At 73.8% G+C, this 17112-nt stretch carries 15 protein-coding genes; 4 read left to right on the top strand and 11 right to left on the bottom strand.

Annotated elements, in window-relative coordinates:
- Positions 1–23 precede the first annotated feature (23 nt).
- Both P8A18_RS28765 and P8A18_RS28760 read left to right on the top strand, forming a co-directional pair.
- Positions 24–2330 carry a glycoside hydrolase family 3 C-terminal domain-containing protein gene (locus P8A18_RS28765; RefSeq protein WP_306059163.1) on the top strand — a complete coding sequence of 769 codons (2307 nt, stop codon included), beginning with the start codon at positions 24–26 and terminating at the stop codon, positions 2328–2330.
- The gene (locus P8A18_RS28760; protein WP_306059162.1) at positions 2323–3534 is read left to right on the top strand and encodes a serine hydrolase domain-containing protein; all 1212 of its coding nucleotides are present in this window, start codon (positions 2323–2325) and stop codon (positions 3532–3534) included. The genes P8A18_RS28765 and P8A18_RS28760 overlap by 8 nt, the downstream gene beginning before the upstream one ends.
- A 56-nt stretch (positions 3535–3590) precedes the next feature.
- Here P8A18_RS28760 and P8A18_RS28755 read toward each other — a convergent pair whose 3' ends face one another.
- Entirely contained in the window at positions 3591–4178 is a 588-nt protein-coding gene (locus tag P8A18_RS28755; RefSeq protein WP_018554589.1) for a TetR/AcrR family transcriptional regulator, read from the bottom strand.
- 10 nt (positions 4179–4188) lie between these two features.
- A complete protein-coding gene (locus P8A18_RS28750; protein WP_306059160.1) occupies positions 4189–5484 on the bottom strand; it encodes a glycoside hydrolase family 1 protein in 1296 nt (431 codons plus the stop codon).
- A gap of 228 nt (positions 5485–5712) precedes the next feature.
- Between P8A18_RS28750 and P8A18_RS28745 the strand changes: the two genes are divergently transcribed.
- Positions 5713–7281 (top strand): family 20 glycosylhydrolase, encoded by a 1569-nt coding sequence (locus P8A18_RS28745; RefSeq protein WP_306059158.1) that lies wholly within the window; start codon positions 5713–5715, stop codon positions 7279–7281.
- A gap of 7 nt (positions 7282–7288) precedes the next feature.
- On the opposite strand, the gene P8A18_RS28740 is transcribed toward P8A18_RS28745, so the two are convergent.
- On the bottom strand, positions 7289–7963 hold the full coding sequence (locus P8A18_RS28740) for an ArsR/SmtB family transcription factor (RefSeq protein WP_306059156.1): 675 nt from the start codon (positions 7961–7963) through the stop codon (positions 7289–7291).
- Positions 7964–8028: 65 nt separating this feature from the next.
- Here P8A18_RS28740 and P8A18_RS28735 point away from each other — a divergent pair, with 65 nt between their 5' ends.
- Positions 8029–8856, top strand: a complete 828-nt coding sequence (locus tag P8A18_RS28735) for an isocitrate lyase/PEP mutase family protein (protein WP_306059154.1) — start codon at positions 8029–8031, stop codon at positions 8854–8856.
- Here P8A18_RS28735 and P8A18_RS28730 read toward each other — a convergent pair.
- From P8A18_RS28730 to P8A18_RS28695, 8 genes are all read right to left on the bottom strand, one after another.
- Entirely contained in the window at positions 8818–9414 is a 597-nt protein-coding gene (locus P8A18_RS28730; RefSeq protein ID WP_306059152.1) for a hypothetical protein, read from the bottom strand. The genes P8A18_RS28735 and P8A18_RS28730 overlap by 39 nt on opposite strands.
- Positions 9415–9428: 14 nt before the next feature.
- Complete coding sequence (locus P8A18_RS28725) at positions 9429–10592, bottom strand: ROK family glucokinase (RefSeq protein WP_018554595.1); 1164 nt, start codon at positions 10590–10592, stop codon at positions 9429–9431.
- Positions 10593–10703: 111 nt separating this feature from the next.
- Positions 10704–11546, bottom strand: a complete 843-nt coding sequence (locus P8A18_RS28720; protein ID WP_306059149.1) for an ATP-binding cassette domain-containing protein — start codon at positions 11544–11546, stop codon at positions 10704–10706.
- Positions 11543–12595 carry an ABC transporter permease gene (locus tag P8A18_RS28715; RefSeq protein ID WP_306059147.1) on the bottom strand — a complete coding sequence of 351 codons (1053 nt, stop codon included), beginning with the start codon at positions 12593–12595 and terminating at the stop codon, positions 11543–11545. Before P8A18_RS28715 ends, P8A18_RS28720 begins: the two co-directional genes overlap by 4 nt.
- Positions 12592–13605 (bottom strand): sugar ABC transporter substrate-binding protein, encoded by a 1014-nt coding sequence (locus P8A18_RS28710; RefSeq protein WP_445978200.1) that lies wholly within the window; start codon positions 13603–13605, stop codon positions 12592–12594. The genes P8A18_RS28715 and P8A18_RS28710 overlap by 4 nt, the downstream gene beginning before the upstream one ends.
- Positions 13606–13862: 257 nt before the next feature.
- Positions 13863–15038 carry a cytochrome P450 family protein gene (locus P8A18_RS28705; protein WP_306059143.1) on the bottom strand — a complete coding sequence of 392 codons (1176 nt, stop codon included), beginning with the start codon at positions 15036–15038 and terminating at the stop codon, positions 13863–13865.
- A 101-nt stretch (positions 15039–15139) separates the two neighbouring features.
- Positions 15140–15841, bottom strand: coding sequence for a response regulator (locus tag P8A18_RS28700; protein ID WP_306059141.1), 702 nt, complete (start codon positions 15839–15841; stop codon positions 15140–15142).
- Positions 15838–17058: a sensor histidine kinase gene (locus P8A18_RS28695; protein WP_306059139.1), complete on the bottom strand. Its 1221-nt coding sequence runs from the start codon at positions 17056–17058 to the stop codon at positions 15838–15840. Before P8A18_RS28695 ends, P8A18_RS28700 begins: the two co-directional genes overlap by 4 nt.
- Positions 17059–17112 lie beyond the last annotated feature (54 nt).

Genomic DNA, 17112 nt, shown 5'->3' with positions numbered 1-17112 from the left:
ACGAAAGCCCGACAGGTGCCCGTATGACTCAGCGATCAGCGCCCCGCCCCTCCCCCGCCGCCGGTCTCCCGCTCGCCGAGAAGGCGTCCCTGACCAGCGGGTCCGGGGACTTCGTCAGCCAGGGGTCCGAGGCGGCGGCCATCCCCGCCGTCCGGATGTCCGACGGCCCGCACGGGCTGCGGCTGCCCCGGGAGAGCGGTGACGGCGGCCAGCTCGACCTGCACAGCGCCGCCCCCGCGACCTGCTTCCCGCCCGCCGTCGCCCTCGGCAGCAGCTGGAACCCGGAGCTGGCCGAGGAGGTGGCCGGCGCCATCGCCGCCGAGGCCGTGGCGCACGGCGTCCACGTCGTGCTCGGGCCCGGCATCAACATCAAGCGGTCGCCGCTGTGCGGCCGCAACTTCGAGTACTTCTCCGAGGACCCGCTGGTCTCGTCCGAATTGGGCGGCGCCATGGTGCGCGGACTCCAGAACGCCGGCGTGGGGGCGTCCCTCAAGCACTACGCGGCCAACAACCAGGAGACCGACCGGATGCGGGTCAGCGCCGACATCGACGAGCGCCCGCTGCGGGAGATCTATCTGTGCGCCTTCGAACGCGTCGTCCGCCGCGACGGCCCCTGGTCCGTCATGGCCTCCTACAACGGCGTCAACGGCGTGCCGGTGTCGCAGAACACCCGCCTGCTGACCGAGATCCTCCGCGAGGAGTGGGAGTTCGACGGGATCGTGGTGTCCGACTGGGGTGCGGTACGCGACCGGGTGGCCGCCCTGCGCGCCGGCCTCGACCTCCAGATGCCCGGCCCCGGCGGACGCACGGACCGCGAGGTGGCCGCCGCCGTGGAGTCGGGTGCGCTGGACGAGGCGCTGCTCGACCGCGCCGTCGACCGCCTCGCCCTCTTCGCCCACCGCACGACCGCCCCGGCCGGCTCCCCCGCCGCCCTCGACGTGGACGCCGCGCACCGCATCGCCGGCCGGGCCGCCGACCAGTGCGTGGTGCTCCTGAAGAACGACGACGCGCTGCTGCCGCTGGACCCGGCGGCCGGCAGCGTGGCCGTCATCGGCGAGTTCGCCCGCACGCCGAGGTTCCAGGGGGCCGGCAGCTCCCAGGTGACGCCCACCCGGCTCGACGTGCCGCTGGACAGTCTGCGCGCCCTGGCCACCGGCGCGGACGTGCGGTTCGCGGCGGGCTACGCACTGCCCGGCGCCGATGACGGGCAGCCGGATGCCCGGCTCGCCGAGGAGGCCGTGGAGCTGGCCGGGCGGAGCGACACGGTGGTGCTGTTCCTCGGCCTGCCGCCGCAGGACGAGTCCGAGGGCTTCGACCGCGACCACCTCGACCTGCCCGCCGCGCAGACGGGTCTCCTGCGACAGGTCCTGGAAGCCAACTCCCGCGTGGTGGTGGTCCTCTCCAACGGCGGGGTCGTACGCACCGCGCCCTGGCAGGAGCGGGTGCCGGCCCTCGTGGAGGGGTGGCTGCTCGGCCAGGCGGGCGGCGGCGCGCTCGCCCGTGTGCTGTTCGGGGCGGTCAACCCGTCCGGGAAGCTCGCCGAGACCGTTCCGCTGCGGCTGGAGGACTCCCCGAGCCACCTCTCGTTCCCCGGCGAGGAGGGCAGGGCCCGGTACGGCGAGGGGATCTTCGTCGGGTACCGGGGCTACGACGCCCAGCGCCGCGAGGTCGCCTTCCCCTTCGGCCACGGCCTGTCGTACACGACGTTCGGCTACGACGGTATGAGCGTGCGGGAGGACGGGGACGGCTTCCGCGTCGCGCTGACCGTAACCAACACCGGGTCCAGGGCCGGGCGTGAGATCGTCCAGGTCTACAGCGGCGGGCCGGACGGTTCGCGCGTCCTGCGCCCCGTGCGCGAACTGCGGGGATTCGCCTCGGTGTTCCTGGAGCCCGGCGAGAGCCGCGAGGTGACCGTGCGCCTGACCCGGCACGACCTGGCGTACTACAGCGAGCGTGAGGGCGGCTGGAAGACCGAGGGCGGTCGCTACCGCGTCGAGGCGGGCGCCTCCTCGCGTGACATCCGTGCGTCCGTCGGCCTCGACGTCGAGGGCGACCCCTCGAACCTGCGGCTGACCGGCCGCAACACGCTCGCCGAGTGGTTCGGACACCCGGTGGGCGGCCCGCTGCTGATGGAGGCGTTCGCCCGTGCCCGCGCGGACTCCGCCCAGGAGGGGGCGGGCGCCCTGGCCGATCCGGTGATGCGGCGGTTCCTCGCGGGGGTGCCCCTCGACGTCATCGCCGAGTTCCCGCAGAGCCCCCTGCCGCCCGAGAGCCTGCCCGCCCTGGCCGACGAGGCCGAGGCCCGCACGGCGGACCGGCACCGTGACTGACGCGGGTGACGAAGTGGCGGTGAGCGGACGGGTGGCGCCCGGCTGGGAGGAGGTGCGCGACGCCTTCGTCCGGGGGTGCGCCGACGACCCCGGCGCGGCGCAGCTGGCCGTCCACCACCGGGGCCGGCTGGTGGTGGACCTGGCGGCAGGACCGCCGCCCTTCGGGACGGACTCGGTGAGTGTGCTGATGTCGGTCACGAAGGGGCTGGTCGCGGTCTGCGCGCATCTGCTGAGCGAGCGCGGCGCGCTGGACCCGGAGGCGCCCGTGGCCCGCTACTGGCCGGAGTTCGCCGCCGAGGGCAAGGCGGGGACGACGGTGGCGGATCTCCTCACGCACCGGGCGGGGCTGCCCGCGTTCACGGCCGACGCGGCGGGCGTCGGGCTGCCCGGCCTGTACGACTGGGACGGCCGGGTGGCGGACCTGGCCGCGATGCGCCCGCTGTGGGAACCGGGCACCGCTTCCCTCTACCACGCGCTGACGTACGGGCACCTGGTCGGCGAGGTCGTCCGCCGGATCTGCGGGCGGAGCGTCGGGGCGTTCTTCGCCGCCGAGGTGGCGGCCCCGCTCGGCCTCGATCTGTGGATCGGGCTGCCGCCCGAGCAGGAGCACCGGTTCGTCCCGCAGTTCTCCGTACGCCCGGACCCGTCGCCCGAGCAGGTCTCCGGATTCCTCGCCGGGCTCGGGCTCGATCCGCGGGGCCCGCTGTCCCGGGCACTGCGGGCCTCGGCGGCGGAGCTGGCCGCCGCGACCCGGGGGCTGGCGACCCGTGAGGGGCGCGCCGCCGAACTGCCGGGGGCCGGCGGCATAGGCAACGCCCGGTCGCTGTCCCGGCTCTACGCGGCGCTCATCGGTCCGGTGGACGGGGTGCGGCTGCTGTCCGCGGCCACCGTCGGCCGGGCCCGCGCCCCGCGCGACGACGCCGTGCCGCCCCCGCCCCCGCTGGACGGCGACGACGCCTCGGGCCGCTCCCGCTTCGGGCTCGGCTTCGAGCTGCCCCGGCGGGGCCTGCCCCTGCTGGGCGAGGGCTCGTTCGGCCACGCGGGGGCGGGCGGCCGTCTCGGCATGGCCGATCCCGGCAGCGGCCTCGCCGTGGGGTACGTGTGTACGGCGATGGCCTGGGAACCGGCGGCCGGGGGCGATCCGCGCTGGACGGACTGGACGAGGGCCGTGACCGGGACGGCGGCGGCACTCGGCCGGGAATGACCGTGCCGAGGGCGAAGGGAGGGGCGGCGCACCCGCGCCGCCCCTCCCCCGGCCGTTCAGGCCCCGTCGGGCGCCGTACGCGGATCGAGGACGGAGAGCAGGTCCTCGATGGGCTGTTCCATGTCCGTCGACCGGTCGATCAGCCATTGCAGCTGGATGCCGTCGGCCACGGCGATGAGCAGCACGGCCAGCCGCTCCGGCGGGACGGCGGAGCTGATCCGCCCTTCCGCCACCCCGTCGCGCACGAAGTCCGCCACGCGTTCGCGGAGCACCGGGTAGCGCTCGGCGAAGTGGGCGTGGGCGGGGTGGGCCGGGTCGCTCGCGGCGGCGGCCATGGAGACGAACAGCTCGACCAGGCCCGGCGTCTTGGCGCCCTCCCGGATGATCTCGCGGTAGCCGTGCGGGTCGGCGCGCTCCGCCTGCCGGACCCGCGCGGTCTCGTCACGCATGCGCAGGACCTGGGTGAGCAGGTCCTCCTTGGAGTCGAAGTAGTGCATCAGACCGGGCAGGCTCAGACTGCACTTGGCCGCCACCTTCCGCAGCGAGGTACCCCGGTACCCCTCGGCGGCAAAGATCTCCAGTGCCGCGTGCAGGATTTCGCTGCGCTTGGCCTCGCCCTTCTCGTACGGGCCCCGTTTCGCCATGCCGGTCACCCTAACGCGAGGTCGGGGCGGGCACCGAGCCGAGCGGCGCGGCGGCCGGCAGCCGGCGCTCCCGGGAGAGGCCGCCCAGCCAGCGCGCCGACTCCTTGGGGGTCCGGGCGAAGGTGTGCCGGTCGACCGCGATGAGCCCGAACGTCGGCCGGTAGCTGCCCCACTCGTAGTTGTCCAGGGCGCTCCAGTGCAGGTAGCCGCGTACGTCGATGCCGGCGTCCATCGCCTCGGCGAGGCTCGCGAGGGCGCGGGCGGTGTAGGCGATGCGGCGGCTGTCGTCGTCGGTCGCGATGCCGTTCTCGGTGACCAGGACGGGCACACCGGGGCCGACCACCTCCGCCGTGTGCCGCACCGCTTCCCCGAGCGCCTCGGGGTAGAACTCCCAGCCGGTCAGGGTCAGTTCGGCGTCCCGGGGCGGGGGCAGGGTGCCGTCGGCGCCGATGCGGTGGCGGGTGTAGGCCTGTACGCCGACCCAGTCGTCCTCGCGGGCGGCCTCCAGGAAGACGTCCTCGCGCGGCCACGCGTAGGCGGTCGCGATGTCCTCGGCGCCCGGTTCGGGCTGGTAGACCTGGTTGGCGACGGTCCAGCCGACCCGGAGGCCGGGGACGGTCTCCCTCAGCGCGGCGGACGCGGCGCGGTGGGCTCGGATCAGGGCCCGGACCACCTCGGGGTCCGGTTCGAAGGAGGCCGGGTCGACAGCGGCGGCCCCCGCCTCGCGGGCGGCGCGCGCGCCCTGCGCGACGCTGTCCCAGCCGTGCTCGGCCGCGTGGGCCCGCAGGGCGTACATCAGGGCCATGATGTTGGGCTCGTTGATGGTGGCGGCGTAGCGGACGCCCTCGCGCAGGATCTCGGCGCAGGTGCGCGCGTAGGCCGCGAACAGCCCGGCCGCCTCGGGTGCCGTCCAGCCGCCGAGGTCGCTGAACCACTGCGGCGAGGTGAAGTGGTGGAGGGTCACCACCGGGGTCAGTCCGCGCTCCACCGCCCCGCGCACCATGGCCCGGTAGTGCGCGACCGCCGCCCGTGAGATCCGGCCGCGCTGCGGTTCGATCCGGGCCCACTCGACGCTGAACCGGTAGGAGTCGAAGCCGAGTTCGCGCAGCAGGTCCATGTCCTCGGGCCATCGGTGGAAGCTGTCTGCCGCGTCCCCGCTGGGCTCCTCGATGAAGCTGCGGGGGTGGTTCTCCAGGGTCCACCAGTCGCTGGAGACGTTGTTGCCCTCGATCTGGTGGGCCGAAGTCGACGCTCCCATGAGGAAGCCTTCCGGCAGAGCGAAACCGGGTCCGGCCTCGTGCACCATCGGGTTCTCCTTTCGCCCGGAGGCGGGCCGTGCCCACTCCGCAAAAAGCGTTCATTGATCGGTTTTCGTGTTAGCGTACAGGTGGCAGCGGTACGGGAGAAGAGGCGGCCGGTCCGAACTCGCCCCGGAGCCCGCGCCGCACACGCAGGGAGCCGGACCGCCCGAACCTGACATCGCCGCTCCGGCTCCCTGGCGCCCCGGCCCCATCGCGCACAGGGAGAAAGCCTCGTGAACGCCGTCATTCCGCACGCCGAAACCCGACCGGCCTCCCCCGCCGGCACCCTGCGCACAACCGGCCCCTGGCGGGTGCGGGCGGCCGGCCCGGCGCTGGAGCGGATCGCCGGCACCGTACGGGAACTGCTCGCCCCGCACCTGCCCGGCGGCCCGGACGGAGCGCCGCGCGAACTCGTCATCGGCCTGGACGACGAGGCCTGCGCACCGCCCCTCGGCATCGCCCCGGCCGGCGGTGAGCGGCCCGTGGACGAGGGCTACCGGCTGCGCGTGGACGCCGACGGCATCACCTGCCTCGCCCGCACCCCGGAAGGCGCGTTCCGGGGCGCCACCACAGCCGTACAGCTCATCGCCACCAGCCGCGCGTCCGGCGAACTCCCCTTCCAAGAGCTGACGGACGCCCCGCGCTACGCCTGGCGCGGCCTCATGGTCGACCCGGCCCGCACCTTCCTCACCCCGGACGAGCTGCGCCGGATCATCGACCTCGCCGCGCTCTACAAGCTGAACGTGCTGCACCTGCACCTCACCGACAACGAGGGCTGGCGCATCCAGCTGCCCGGCACCCCGGGGCTGACGGCACCGGGTGCGGACTTCTACACCGCGGCCGACTACCGCGCGCTCCAGGAGTACGCGGCCCGGCGGTTCGTCACGGTCGTCCCCGAGATCGACCTGCCGGGCCACTGCGCGACGCTCCGGGACGCCGTGCCCGGACTGCCCCCGGCCCCCGCACCGGCCGGACTCGCCGACCGCTTCCCGTTCGTGCCCCCGCTGGACCTGACCGACGGGGCGACCCGGGCCGCCGTCACCCGGATACTCGCCGACGTCTGCGCGCTGACGGACGGCCCCTACGTCCACATCGGCGCCGACGAGGCGTTCGGCGCGACCCCGGAGAGCTTCGAGGACTCCGTACGCGCACTGCGCGCGGTCGTCCGCTCCCTGGACAAGCGCCCGGTCGCCTGGCAGGAGTCCGCACGCGCCGGCGTCGAGCCGGACGACATCACCCAGTACTGGGTGGACGTGGCGATGATGGACCTTCCCGACACCGCCGACGAACTGACGGCCCGCCCCGAACTCGTGGCCGCCGGGCGGACCCTGGAGATCATCGGGGCGCTCAAGACGTTCTTCGCCCCCACCGACGAGGACCTGCGCAGGACCGTCGAGGGCGGCGGGCGCGTCCTGCTGTCACCCCAGTCCCACCTGTATCTGGACCGGCCGTACGCGGCGGAGTTCGCACCGCCCCAGCAGGCGGGCGAGGCCGCCCGCCTCGGCTTCGACGGATACCGCCCGCTGGGCGTCCGGCACACGGCGGAATGGGACCCGGGGGCGTACGCGATCCCGGACGCCCGCGTCGCGGGCGTGGAGGCGACGGTCTTCGCCGAACGGTTCGCGGGCTTCGACGACGTCTCCGTACTCCTGCTGCCCCGGCTGGTCTCGGTGGCGGAGGCCGCGTGGTGCGGGCGGGCACCGCGGTGGGCGGAGTACCGCGAGCGCCTGGCCCGCCACGGACGGCTCTGGACGGACCGGGACCTGCCCTACTTCGCCTCCACGGAGGTGCCCTGGCGCTGAGCGCGGCTCACACCTCCACCCCCAGCAGCTCCCCGAACACCTCGCTCCCCCGCGCCGTCACCTTCACCGCCCGCCCCGAGCCGACCCGCCGCACCCACCCCCGCTCCAGCGCCGTCCCGCACAGCGCCGCGCCGAGCACCCCGGCCAGGTGGGGGCGGCGCTCGGTCCGGTCCAGGCAGGTCCGTACGAGAGGGCGCCGGGCGCCCGCCGGCTGCCGGTAGTCCAGGGCATCGGCCAGCCAGGCCCGGCCCGCCGGGGTGACGGCGATCCCGGAGCCGGTGTCCACCAGCCCGCGCGCGGTCATCGCGTCCGCCAGGGCCACGCCCAGCCGGCCCGCGAGATGGTCGTAACAGGTCCGCGCCCGCGCCTCGGCGTCCTGGCGCACCGACGCGCGCAGGCTGCCCGGCCGGGGCAGGCCGGGGTCGTACGCGGCCAGGGCCTCGGTCAGCGCGGCGGCCTCCGGGCCCGCCAGCCGGACGTAGCGGTGCCGGCCCTGGCGCTCCTCGGCCAGCAGGCCGCCGGCGACCAGACGGGAGAGCTGCTCGCTGGCGGTGGACGCGCTGACGCCCGCGTGCCGGGCCAGCTCACCGGCCGTCCAGGCCCGGCCGTCCAGCAGCGCCTGGCAGAACGCGGCCCGGGTGCGGTCGGCGAAGAGAGCCGCCGTATCGGCGAGAGGGGACATGCCCTCATGGTGCCGCAGGGACGGTTCGGCGGGCGCCGAAGTGTTCCGGCCCTACCGTCGGAGCCATGAACCACTCGACGGTACGAGAGCCCGCGCCCACCCCCTTCGCCCGGCTCCACCACCGGGGCGGTGCGCTGCTGCTGCCCAACGCCTGGGACCACGCCTCCGCCGCGTCCCTGGTCGCGGCGGGCTTCGAGGCGGTGGGCACCACGAGTCTCGGGGTGGCCGCGGGCCTCGGGCTGCCGGACGGGGCGGCGGCCACGAAGGAGGCGACCGTGGACCTGGCCCGCCGGCTCGGCCGGAGTGCGTTCCTGTTCAGCGTGGACGCCGAGGGGGGCTTCAGCGACGACCCCGCCGAGGTCGCCGTGCTGGCCCGGCGGCTGTACGGGGCGGGGGCCGCCGGCATCAATCTGGAGGACGGCCGCCCGGACGGCACCCTGGTCCCCGCCGCCGCGCACGCCGCGAAGATCGCCGCCGTCAAGGAGGCCGCGCCCGCGCTCTTCGTCAACGCCCGCACGGACACGTACTGGCTCGGGAGCGAGCGGGAGCGCACCGCGGACCGGCTCGCGGTCTACGAGCGGGCGGGGGCGGACGGGGTGTTCGTGCCGGGGCTCTCGGACCGGGCCGAGATCGCCGCCCTGACCGCCGTCCTCACCACCCCGCTGAACGTGCTGTTCTCCCCGGCCGGACCCGCGCTCGCCGAGCTCTCCGCCCTGGGCGTGCGCCGGGTCAGCCTCGGCTCGCTGCTCTACCGGGGCGCGCTGGCCGGGGCCGTGGCGAGCGCCGCGGCGATCCGCGACGGGCGGCCGCCGGCGGGCGGGGCGCCGACCTACGCCGAGGTGCAGGCGCTGGCGTCAGGGGGTCGCGGCGGAGACGACGTAGACGACGGGTGACATCGGGTCGGTCATGTCGACGGTGATGTCCTGGGTGGGCCGCGGGTCCTCGTTGCGGTGGGTGGTGCCCGCCCAGGAGACGCCGTCGCCGAAGTACCAGCCGGCGATCTTCGTGTCGCGGGCGCCGATGCTGACCTTCCCGGCCTCCAGGGCGGCGCGGCCGGTGCCCACATCGGTCAGGAACCGGTCCAGGCCGGCCGACGTCGTGCGGAACTGCGCGTACATCCGGCTGGCCTTCCAGTTGTTGGTCTCGTAGTACTGGACCTCCGTGGCGTAGCCGGGGATCGGCACCTCGAAGATCCGGCGCAGCATCCGGGACGGCCAGCCGGCCCGCAGCCCCTGCGCGGCGGCCTCGGCGGCCTTGTCCTGGCCGGAGCGGCGGCTCTGGCCCGCCGAGATCAGCAGGTACCCGGCGGGGACGCCGATGAGCAGCACGATGATGGTCGCCGTGATCAGGCGCCGCCGGATCAGATGGCGGCGGGTCTCGGGCGGCCGGCCCTCACCGTCGGCCTGCGGCGTGGACTGGCGCGGCACGACGGGGTGCTCGGCTGCGGTCATGGGTCTGGGGGTCCCTACGAAGTACGGGTGTTGCGGGTGTTGCGGATGGTGCTCGCGGCCTGGTCGTAGATCTGGGCGTACCGCTCGTACCGTTCGACGCGGCGGCGGTTGGTGCGGCGGAAGCGGCGGGCCACCAGCCGGGCGAGGTCGGCCGCGCCGACCATACCCGCCTCCGGGCCGAGCTGCGCCTTGGCGATGCGGGCCTCGGGGCGGTAGCCGCGGCCGGTGAGGTGGCGTTTGAAGGCGTCCCTGGCCGGGCCGATGAGCAGGTCGTCGGCGGCGCTGACACCGCCGCCGATGACGAAGCAGGAGGGGTCGAGCGCGGCGGCCAGATTGGCGATGCCCACACCGAGCCACTGGCCGATGTCCTGGAGGAGTTCGACGCACATCGCGTCGCCCTCGCGGGCCAGTTCGGTGATGAGCGGGCCGGTGATGTCGGGGATGTTGCCCTTGACGCGCTCGATGATGCCGTGGGCCACCGGGGAGTCGGCGGCGGCCAGCTCGCGGGCCTCGCGGACGAGGGCGTTGCCGGAGCTGTACTGCTCCCAGCAGCCGCGGTTGCCGCAGGGGCAGCGGTGGCCGCCGGGCACGACCTGCATGTGGCCGAACTCACCGGCGACGCCGTACTTGCCGCGCTTGACCTGGCCGTCCTCCAGGATCGCGCCGCCGATGCCCGTACCGAGCGTGATCATGACGAGGTGGTCCTCGCCGCGGCCGGCCCCGAAGCGCCACTCGGCCCAGGCGGCGGTGTTGGCGTCGTTGTCCACCATGACCGGGACGACGAGCCGGGAGGCCAGGGCGTCGCGCAGGGGCTCGTCGCGCCAGGCCAGGTGCGGGGCGAACAGCACCTTGGAGCGGTCCGCGTCGACCCAGCCGGCCGCGCCGATACCGACGGCGTGCACATCGTGCCGGTCGGAGAGGTCCAGGACCAGCTCGACGATGGTGTCCTCGACGACCCTGGGGCTCTTGGACTTGTCCGGGGTCTCGGTGCGGACGGTCTCCAGGATCGTGCCGTCGGCGTCCACGACGCCGGCCATCACCTTGGTCCCCCCGATGTCGATGCCGACGGTGGGGACCCGGGGCGCCGTGAGGTGGGAGCGCCTTTCCCGGGTGCCCACGGTCCGCAGGACGGTCGCGCGGGCGGAGCCGCGGTGTGTGAAGTCGCGGTACGTGCTCATCGTCCCTGGGGGGTCTGGGGTGACCGGGTCAGGAGTGATCCCGGTGGCGGACGGCGCCCGTCTGCCCCGATTCTGCCACCCCCGGAGCGGCCGGGTCGCCGGGCGCCTTCGCTACACGGTGTCGCCGGGGCCCGGACCGGAGGCGCGCTCCAGCTCGTGGCTCAGCTCCTCCAGCTCGCTGCCGCCCGCCATCTGGCGGGTCAGTTCGTCCAGCGTGACGCTGTCCTTGGTGTGGCTGCCGGCCATGGCGCCCCGCTTGAGCAGGACGAACCGGTCGCCGACGAGGTAGGCGTGGTGGGGGTTGTGCGTGATGAGGACCACGCCGAGGCCGGCGTCCCGGGCGGCGGCGACGTATTTCAGGACGACCCCGGACTGCTTGACGCCCAGCGCGGCGGTCGGCTCGTCCAGGACCAGGACCTTGGCGCCGAAGTGGACGGCCCGCGCGATGGCGACGCACTGGCGCTCGCCGCCGGACAGGGTGCCGATGGGCTGGTCGACGTCGCGCAGGTCGATGCCCATGCGCAGCAGCGCCGAGTGCGTCGTCTCCCGCATCAGCCGGACGTCGAGGCGCTTGAAGGGGCCGGCGCCGGTCGTCGGCTCCGAGCCCAGGAAGAAGTTCCGCCAGACCGGCATCAGGGGGACGACGGCGAGGTCCTGGTAGACCGTGGCGATGCCCCGGTCCAGGGCGTCGCGCGGGTTGGCGAGGGTGGTCTCCTCGCCGTCCACCAGGAAGGTCCCGGCGTCGTGCCGGTGCAGCCCGGCGATGATCTTGATGAGGGTGGACTTGCCGGCGCCGTTGTCGCCGAGCACGCAGGAGATCTCGCCCGCGTGCACTTCGAGCGACACCCCTTCGAGTGCCTTGATGTTGCCGTAGTACTTGGCCACGTGGTCCAGCTCGACCAGTGCCCGCCGGCCGGTGTCCCGCGGCCCGTCGGTTGCCTTGGGGGCCGTCATTTCGTCGCCTCCGCGCGCTTGCGTACCCATGCGTTGAGCAGGGTGGCCAGGAGCAGCATCGCTCCGAGGAAGAACTTGAACCAGTCGGGGTTCCACTCCGCGTACACGATGCCCTTGCTGGTCATGCCGAAGATGAAGGCACCGACCGCCGAGCCGATCGCGGAGCCGTATCCGCCGGTGATCAGGCAGCCGCCGATGACGGCCGCGATGATGTAGATCAGCTCGTTGCCGACGCCCTCGCCGGACTGGACGACGTCGTAGCTGAACAACAGGTGCTGGCCGGAGACCCAGGCGGCGAAGGCGACGCCGAGGTAGAGGCCGATCTTGGTGCGGATGACCGGGACGCCGACCGCGCGGGCCGCGTCGGCCCCGCCGCCGACCGCGAAGATCCAGTTGCCGAAGCGGGTGCGGAGCAGGATCCAGGTGGCGACGGCGACGAGCCCGGCCCACCACAGGAGGGTCACCTTGAGTTCGACGCCGCCGACCGTCCAGTACGAGGCGAAGAGCTTGCGGGCGGAGGGGAAGCCCTCCATGTTGCCGATGGTCTTGGTCGAGACGCTTCCGCTGATCAGCTTGGTGAAGCCGAGATTGAGCCCGGTCAGCATCAGGAACGTGCCGAGCGTGATGATGAAGCTCGGCAGTCTGGTGCGGGTCAGCATGAAGCCGTTGAACGCGCCGATGGCGAGCGTGACCAGCAGGGACACGAAGACGCCGACCCAGACGTTGGCCGTCATCTGGTAGCTGAACATCGAGGAGACCAGCGCGGAGCTGGTGACCATCACGCCCGCGGAGAGGTCGAACTCGCCGCCGATCATCAGCAGCGCGACCGGCGCCGCCATGATCCCGATGGTGGAGGCCGCGTACATCACCGTGCCGAAGCTGGTGGCGCGCAGGAAGCTGTCGGCGACGACCGCGAAGAAGAGGAAGACGGCGAGCGCGCCGACGACCGAGCCCAGCTCCGGGCGGCCGAGCAGTTTGCGCAGCGGTGAGGTGCGCAGCAGCCGCTCGTCGGTCCCGGCGGGGGACGACGAGCCGGAAGCGGCGGTCATCGCGTTCCCCGGTCGGCGTACTCGGCCAGCTGGGCGGCGTCCTCGGACGTGACGATCTGCGGGCCGGTCAGGACCGGGCGGCCGCCGCCGAGGACGTTGCGGTTGAAGCGGTAGAGCCAGAGCAGGTCGACGGCCTCGTACCCCTGGAGGTAGGGCTGCTGGTCGACGGCGAAGCCGAGGGTCTTGGACTGGAGCGAGGCCGCGACCTTGGGGTTCAGGTCGAAGGTGTCGATCTCGGCCTTGCTGCCCGCGGTCTTCTTGGCCTTGACGGCGGCGTCCGCGAACGGCGCGCCGAGGGTGACGACCGCGTCGATGTTCTTGTCAGACTGGAGCTTCGCCTCGATGGACGCCTGGACGTCGGGCATGTTGGTGCCCTCGACGTACAGGTTCTGCAGCTGTCCGTCGAAGGTCTTCTTCGCCCCGGCGCAGCGCTGCTCATGGCCGACGTTGCCCTGCTCGTGCAGGATGCACAGGGCCTTCTTGCGGCCGCGCGCGTTCAGCTCCTCGCCGACGGCCTCGCCGGCGATCGACTCGTCCTGGCCGATGTGGGTGAGCGCGCCGTACTTCTTGGACTCGGCGGAGCCCGAGTTCACGGTGATCACCGGAATGCCGGCCCGGGTGGCCTTGGCCACGACGTCCTTCATGGCATCGGGCTTGGCGAGCGTGACGATCAGGCCGTCGACCTTCTTGTCGATGGCGGCCTGCACGAGCTGGGCCTGCTGCTGGCCCTCGTCGTCGTGCGAGTACAGGAAGTTGATGTTGTCCTTGTCGGCCGCCATCTTGGCGCCCTTCTGGACGATGTCCCAGAAGGTGTCGCCGTCGCCCGAGTGGGTGACCATGGCGAAGGTCCAGCGGGGTGTGTTCACCGCGGACCCGCCTTCGGCCGCGGCCTTGGCCGCGCGCTCCTCCGCCCGCTTGCCGCCGGTGCTGCTGCATCCCATGAGGGAGGCCCCCAGCACCGCCGCAAGCACGGCGCCCATCGCACGTACCCCTGTCCGAACCCTTGCCACGACGCCGTGCCCTTCTTGTGCTGCTCGCTGTGCTGCTGGTGGAGCCGGGGGCCCTGTGGTCCCGGCCCGGCTGGGCAAGTATCCCCGAGCCCGCGCCGCCGCCGCCCTCAGGGGCGGGGAGCGAGTGTCGGAGCGGGGCGCGTACGGTGCCGGGGCCGCGGGCCGCCGTCACCGTACGCCGAGCCCCTGTCACCGTACGAGAGCCGGGTGCGGATGTCATCGCCCCGGACGCGGCCACGTGGCGGGCGTCCTCCCGCCTACCAGCGGACGGGGAGCCGGCGCACTCCCCGGATCAGGGTCCCGGGCATCCAGTCGGGGGCGGCCCCGTCCGGGTCGGCTTCGAGGCCGGGGCAGCGCTCCAGCAGCATGCGGATGGCGATACGGCCTTCCATCCGGGCCAGCGGCGCGCCCATGCAGAAGTGGATGCCGTGTCCGAAGGCCAGGTGGCCCTGGGTGTCACGGCGGATGTCGAAGCGGTCGGGCTCGGGGTAGCGGCCGGGGTCGCGGTCGGAACCGGCGAGCGAGACGAGGACCGGGTCACCCGGCTCGATGACCCGGCCGCCTATCTCGGCCCGTTCCAGGGCGAAGCGGAACGTGGCCGTCTCCACCGGTCCGTCGTAGCGCAGCATCTCCTCGATCGCCCCGTCGAGCAGACCGAAGTCGGCGCGCAGGGCAGCCAGTTGGTCCGGGTGGGCGAGCAGGGCGCGGACGCCGTTGGAGATCAGGTTGACCGTCGTCTCGTGCCCGGCGACGAGCAACAGGAAGGCCATGCCCACCAGTTCGTCGGGCGAGAGCGTGTCGTCGCCGTCGTGGCCGGCGGCTATCAGCGCGCTCAGCAGGTCCTCGCCCGGTGAGCGGCGCTTGCCCTCGATCAGCTCGACGAGGTAGGCGCCCATGGCCCGGAACGCCTCGCCCTCCTCCTTCGCGCTGCCGGGCGCCAGCACGCCGTTGGACATCTTGCGGAAGGCGGACCGGTCCAGGTCGGGCACGCCGATCAGCTCGCATATGACGGTCATCGGCAGCGGGAAGGCGAACGCGTCCACGAGATCCGCCCGCCCCGAGGGCAGCATCGCGTCGAGCAGTCCGCTGGTGATCTCCTCCACGCGGGGGCGCAGCGCCTCGACCCGGCGCGAGGTGAACTCGCGGGCCACCAGCTTGCGCAGCCGGGTGTGGTCGGGCGGGTCCATTCCCAGCATGTTGGCGTTGACCGGGTCGCCGCCCGCCTCGCCGGGCAGCGACCGCCAGTCCTTGCCGAAGCGCGCGTCGGCCAGGACCGCACGACCCTCCTCGTAACCGACGACGAGCCAGGCCCGGTCGAACTCGTCGGTGCGGATGGTGTGCACGGGACCGGTCGCGCGCATCCGCTCGTAGTAGGGGTACGGATTCGCGGTGAAGTCGCCCAACCCGCGTAGATCTACATCGACTTCGGACATGGGCCCACCCTCCCGGTCGGTTCGCACCGGTCACCGGGACCGGGCTCGCTCAGCGTAGGGCTCAGGGCCGGGCGCGGACGAATGGCTCAGCCGGGTCTCGATCAGCCCTCGTCGTCGAGGAGCCCGGCGTCGTGGACGAGCAGGGCGATCTGGACGCGGTTGTTGAAGCCGAACTTGGCGAGGATGCGGGAGACCTGGGTCTTCACCGTGGCGACGCTGAGGTAGAGCGTGGCGGCGATCTCCGCGTTCGAGCGGCCCTGCCCGACGGCGACGGCGACCTCGCGCTCCCGGTCCGCGAGCGACGCGATCCGTTCGCGCGCCCGTTGGCCGCGGCCGGTCCGCTCGTCCTGGCCGGGGCCCGTGGCGCGGGCCATCAGCTGCCGGGTGACCGCGGGCGACAGGACCGGGTCGCCGGCGGCCACCCGGCGCACCGACTCGACGATCTGCGCGGGCGGGGTGTCCTTGAGGACGAACCCCGCGGCGCCGGCCCGGATGGCGCGGAGCACCTGTTCGTCCGCGTGGAAGGTCGTCAGGACGATGATCTCGGGGGCGTCCGGACGGCCCCGCAGCACCTCGGTGGCGGTCAGCCCGTCCATGACCGGCATCCGGATGTCCATCAGGACCACGTCGGGCCGCAGCCGGTCGGCCAGTGCGGCGGCCTGGCTGCCGTCGGCCCCCTCGCCCACGATGTCGATGCCGGCGGCGCCGCCCAGCATCAGGGTGAGCCCGGCCCGTACGAGCGGGTCGTCGTCGATGATGAGCAGCCGGACGGGCGGGGCCGGGGCGGGGGCCGGTGTGGTCATGACGCCCACGGTAGCCAGGCCCGCACCCCGAACCCGCCGTCGGGTCCGGGCCCGTGGTCGAGGCGGCCGCCGGCGAGGGTGGCCCGCTCGGTCAGCCCGATGAGCCCCTGACCGGAGCCCGGCACCCGGGTGAAGGGTTCGGCCGGGGCGGGGTTGCGCACCTCGACGGTGACGCCCTGTCCGGGTCCGCCCGTGACGCCGACGGTGACCTCGGCGCCGGGTGCGTGTTTTCGGGCGTTGGTCAGCGCCTCCTGGGCGATGCGGTAGACCGTGCGGCCGGTGGCGGCGGGAACGGCGGCCGGGTCGGCGATGCGGTTGTCGAGGCTGACCGCCATGCCCGCGAGCCGGGATTCGGCGATCAGCGCGTCCAGGGTGGCGAGGGTGGGCTGCGGCCGGTTGCCGTCGGTCTCCCCGTCACGGGGGCTGCGCAGGACCCCGATGATCTCGCGCAGGTCCTGGAGTGCCTCGTGCGCGCTGTCGCGGATGACTCCGGCGGCCCGCGCGACCTCGGGCGGCGGGGCGTCGGGGCGGAATTCGAGGGCGCCGGCGTGGACGCTGAGCAGGGTCAGCCGGTGGGCGAGCACGTCGTGCATCTCGCGGGCGATGTCCTCGCGGGCGAGCCGCTGCGCCTGCTCGGCCCTCAGCGCGGCCTCGCTCTCGGCCCGCCGGGCGCGCTCGCGCAGGGAGACGACGAGCCGGCGCCGGGAGCGTACGGCCATGCCCCAGCTGAGAACGAGCAGGATCAGCAGCACCCCGATGACGGTGGACTCGACGAACGACGAGTTCGGGTCGGGGCGCAGGTAGGGCTGGAGGGGGGTGACGGCCAGGGCCCCGGCGCCGACGAGGGCGACCGGGCGGAACGGCCGGTGCACGGCCACGCTGAACAGCGCCACCAGCAGGGCGCCGGCCGCGACCGGTTCCACGGTGGACAGCAGGACCAGGGCGGCGGCGAGCCCGACCGGCCAGCGCCGCCGGAACCACAGGGCGCAGCAGGCCGCCGCGCCGACGAGCGAGTCGATCAGCACGAAGACGTCGGGTGTGGTGGGGTCGGCGTCGATGGTGGCGAGGGTGGCCATGCCGATGCCCGCCGCGCAGAGAAAGGCCGCGAGGTCGACGGCCCAGTCCCGCACGGTGCGGCGGGAGCGCCCGCGGTCGCCGGGCAGCTCGGGGTCGGCCATCGCCGAGGGCAGCAGCCAGGGGTACTCCGTACGCGTCATGTCGACAAAGCTACGCACGCGGGAGGGGGCTTCCGGGTGTTCGGGGCGCCGGGG

The sequence above is a fragment of the Streptomyces sp. Mut1 genome (assembly GCF_030719295.1).
Classification (GTDB): domain Bacteria; phylum Actinomycetota; class Actinomycetes; order Streptomycetales; family Streptomycetaceae; genus Streptomyces; species Streptomyces castrisilvae.
The sequence above is the reverse complement of the archived record's forward strand: the minus strand, read 5'-3'. Positions and strand labels throughout refer to the sequence as shown.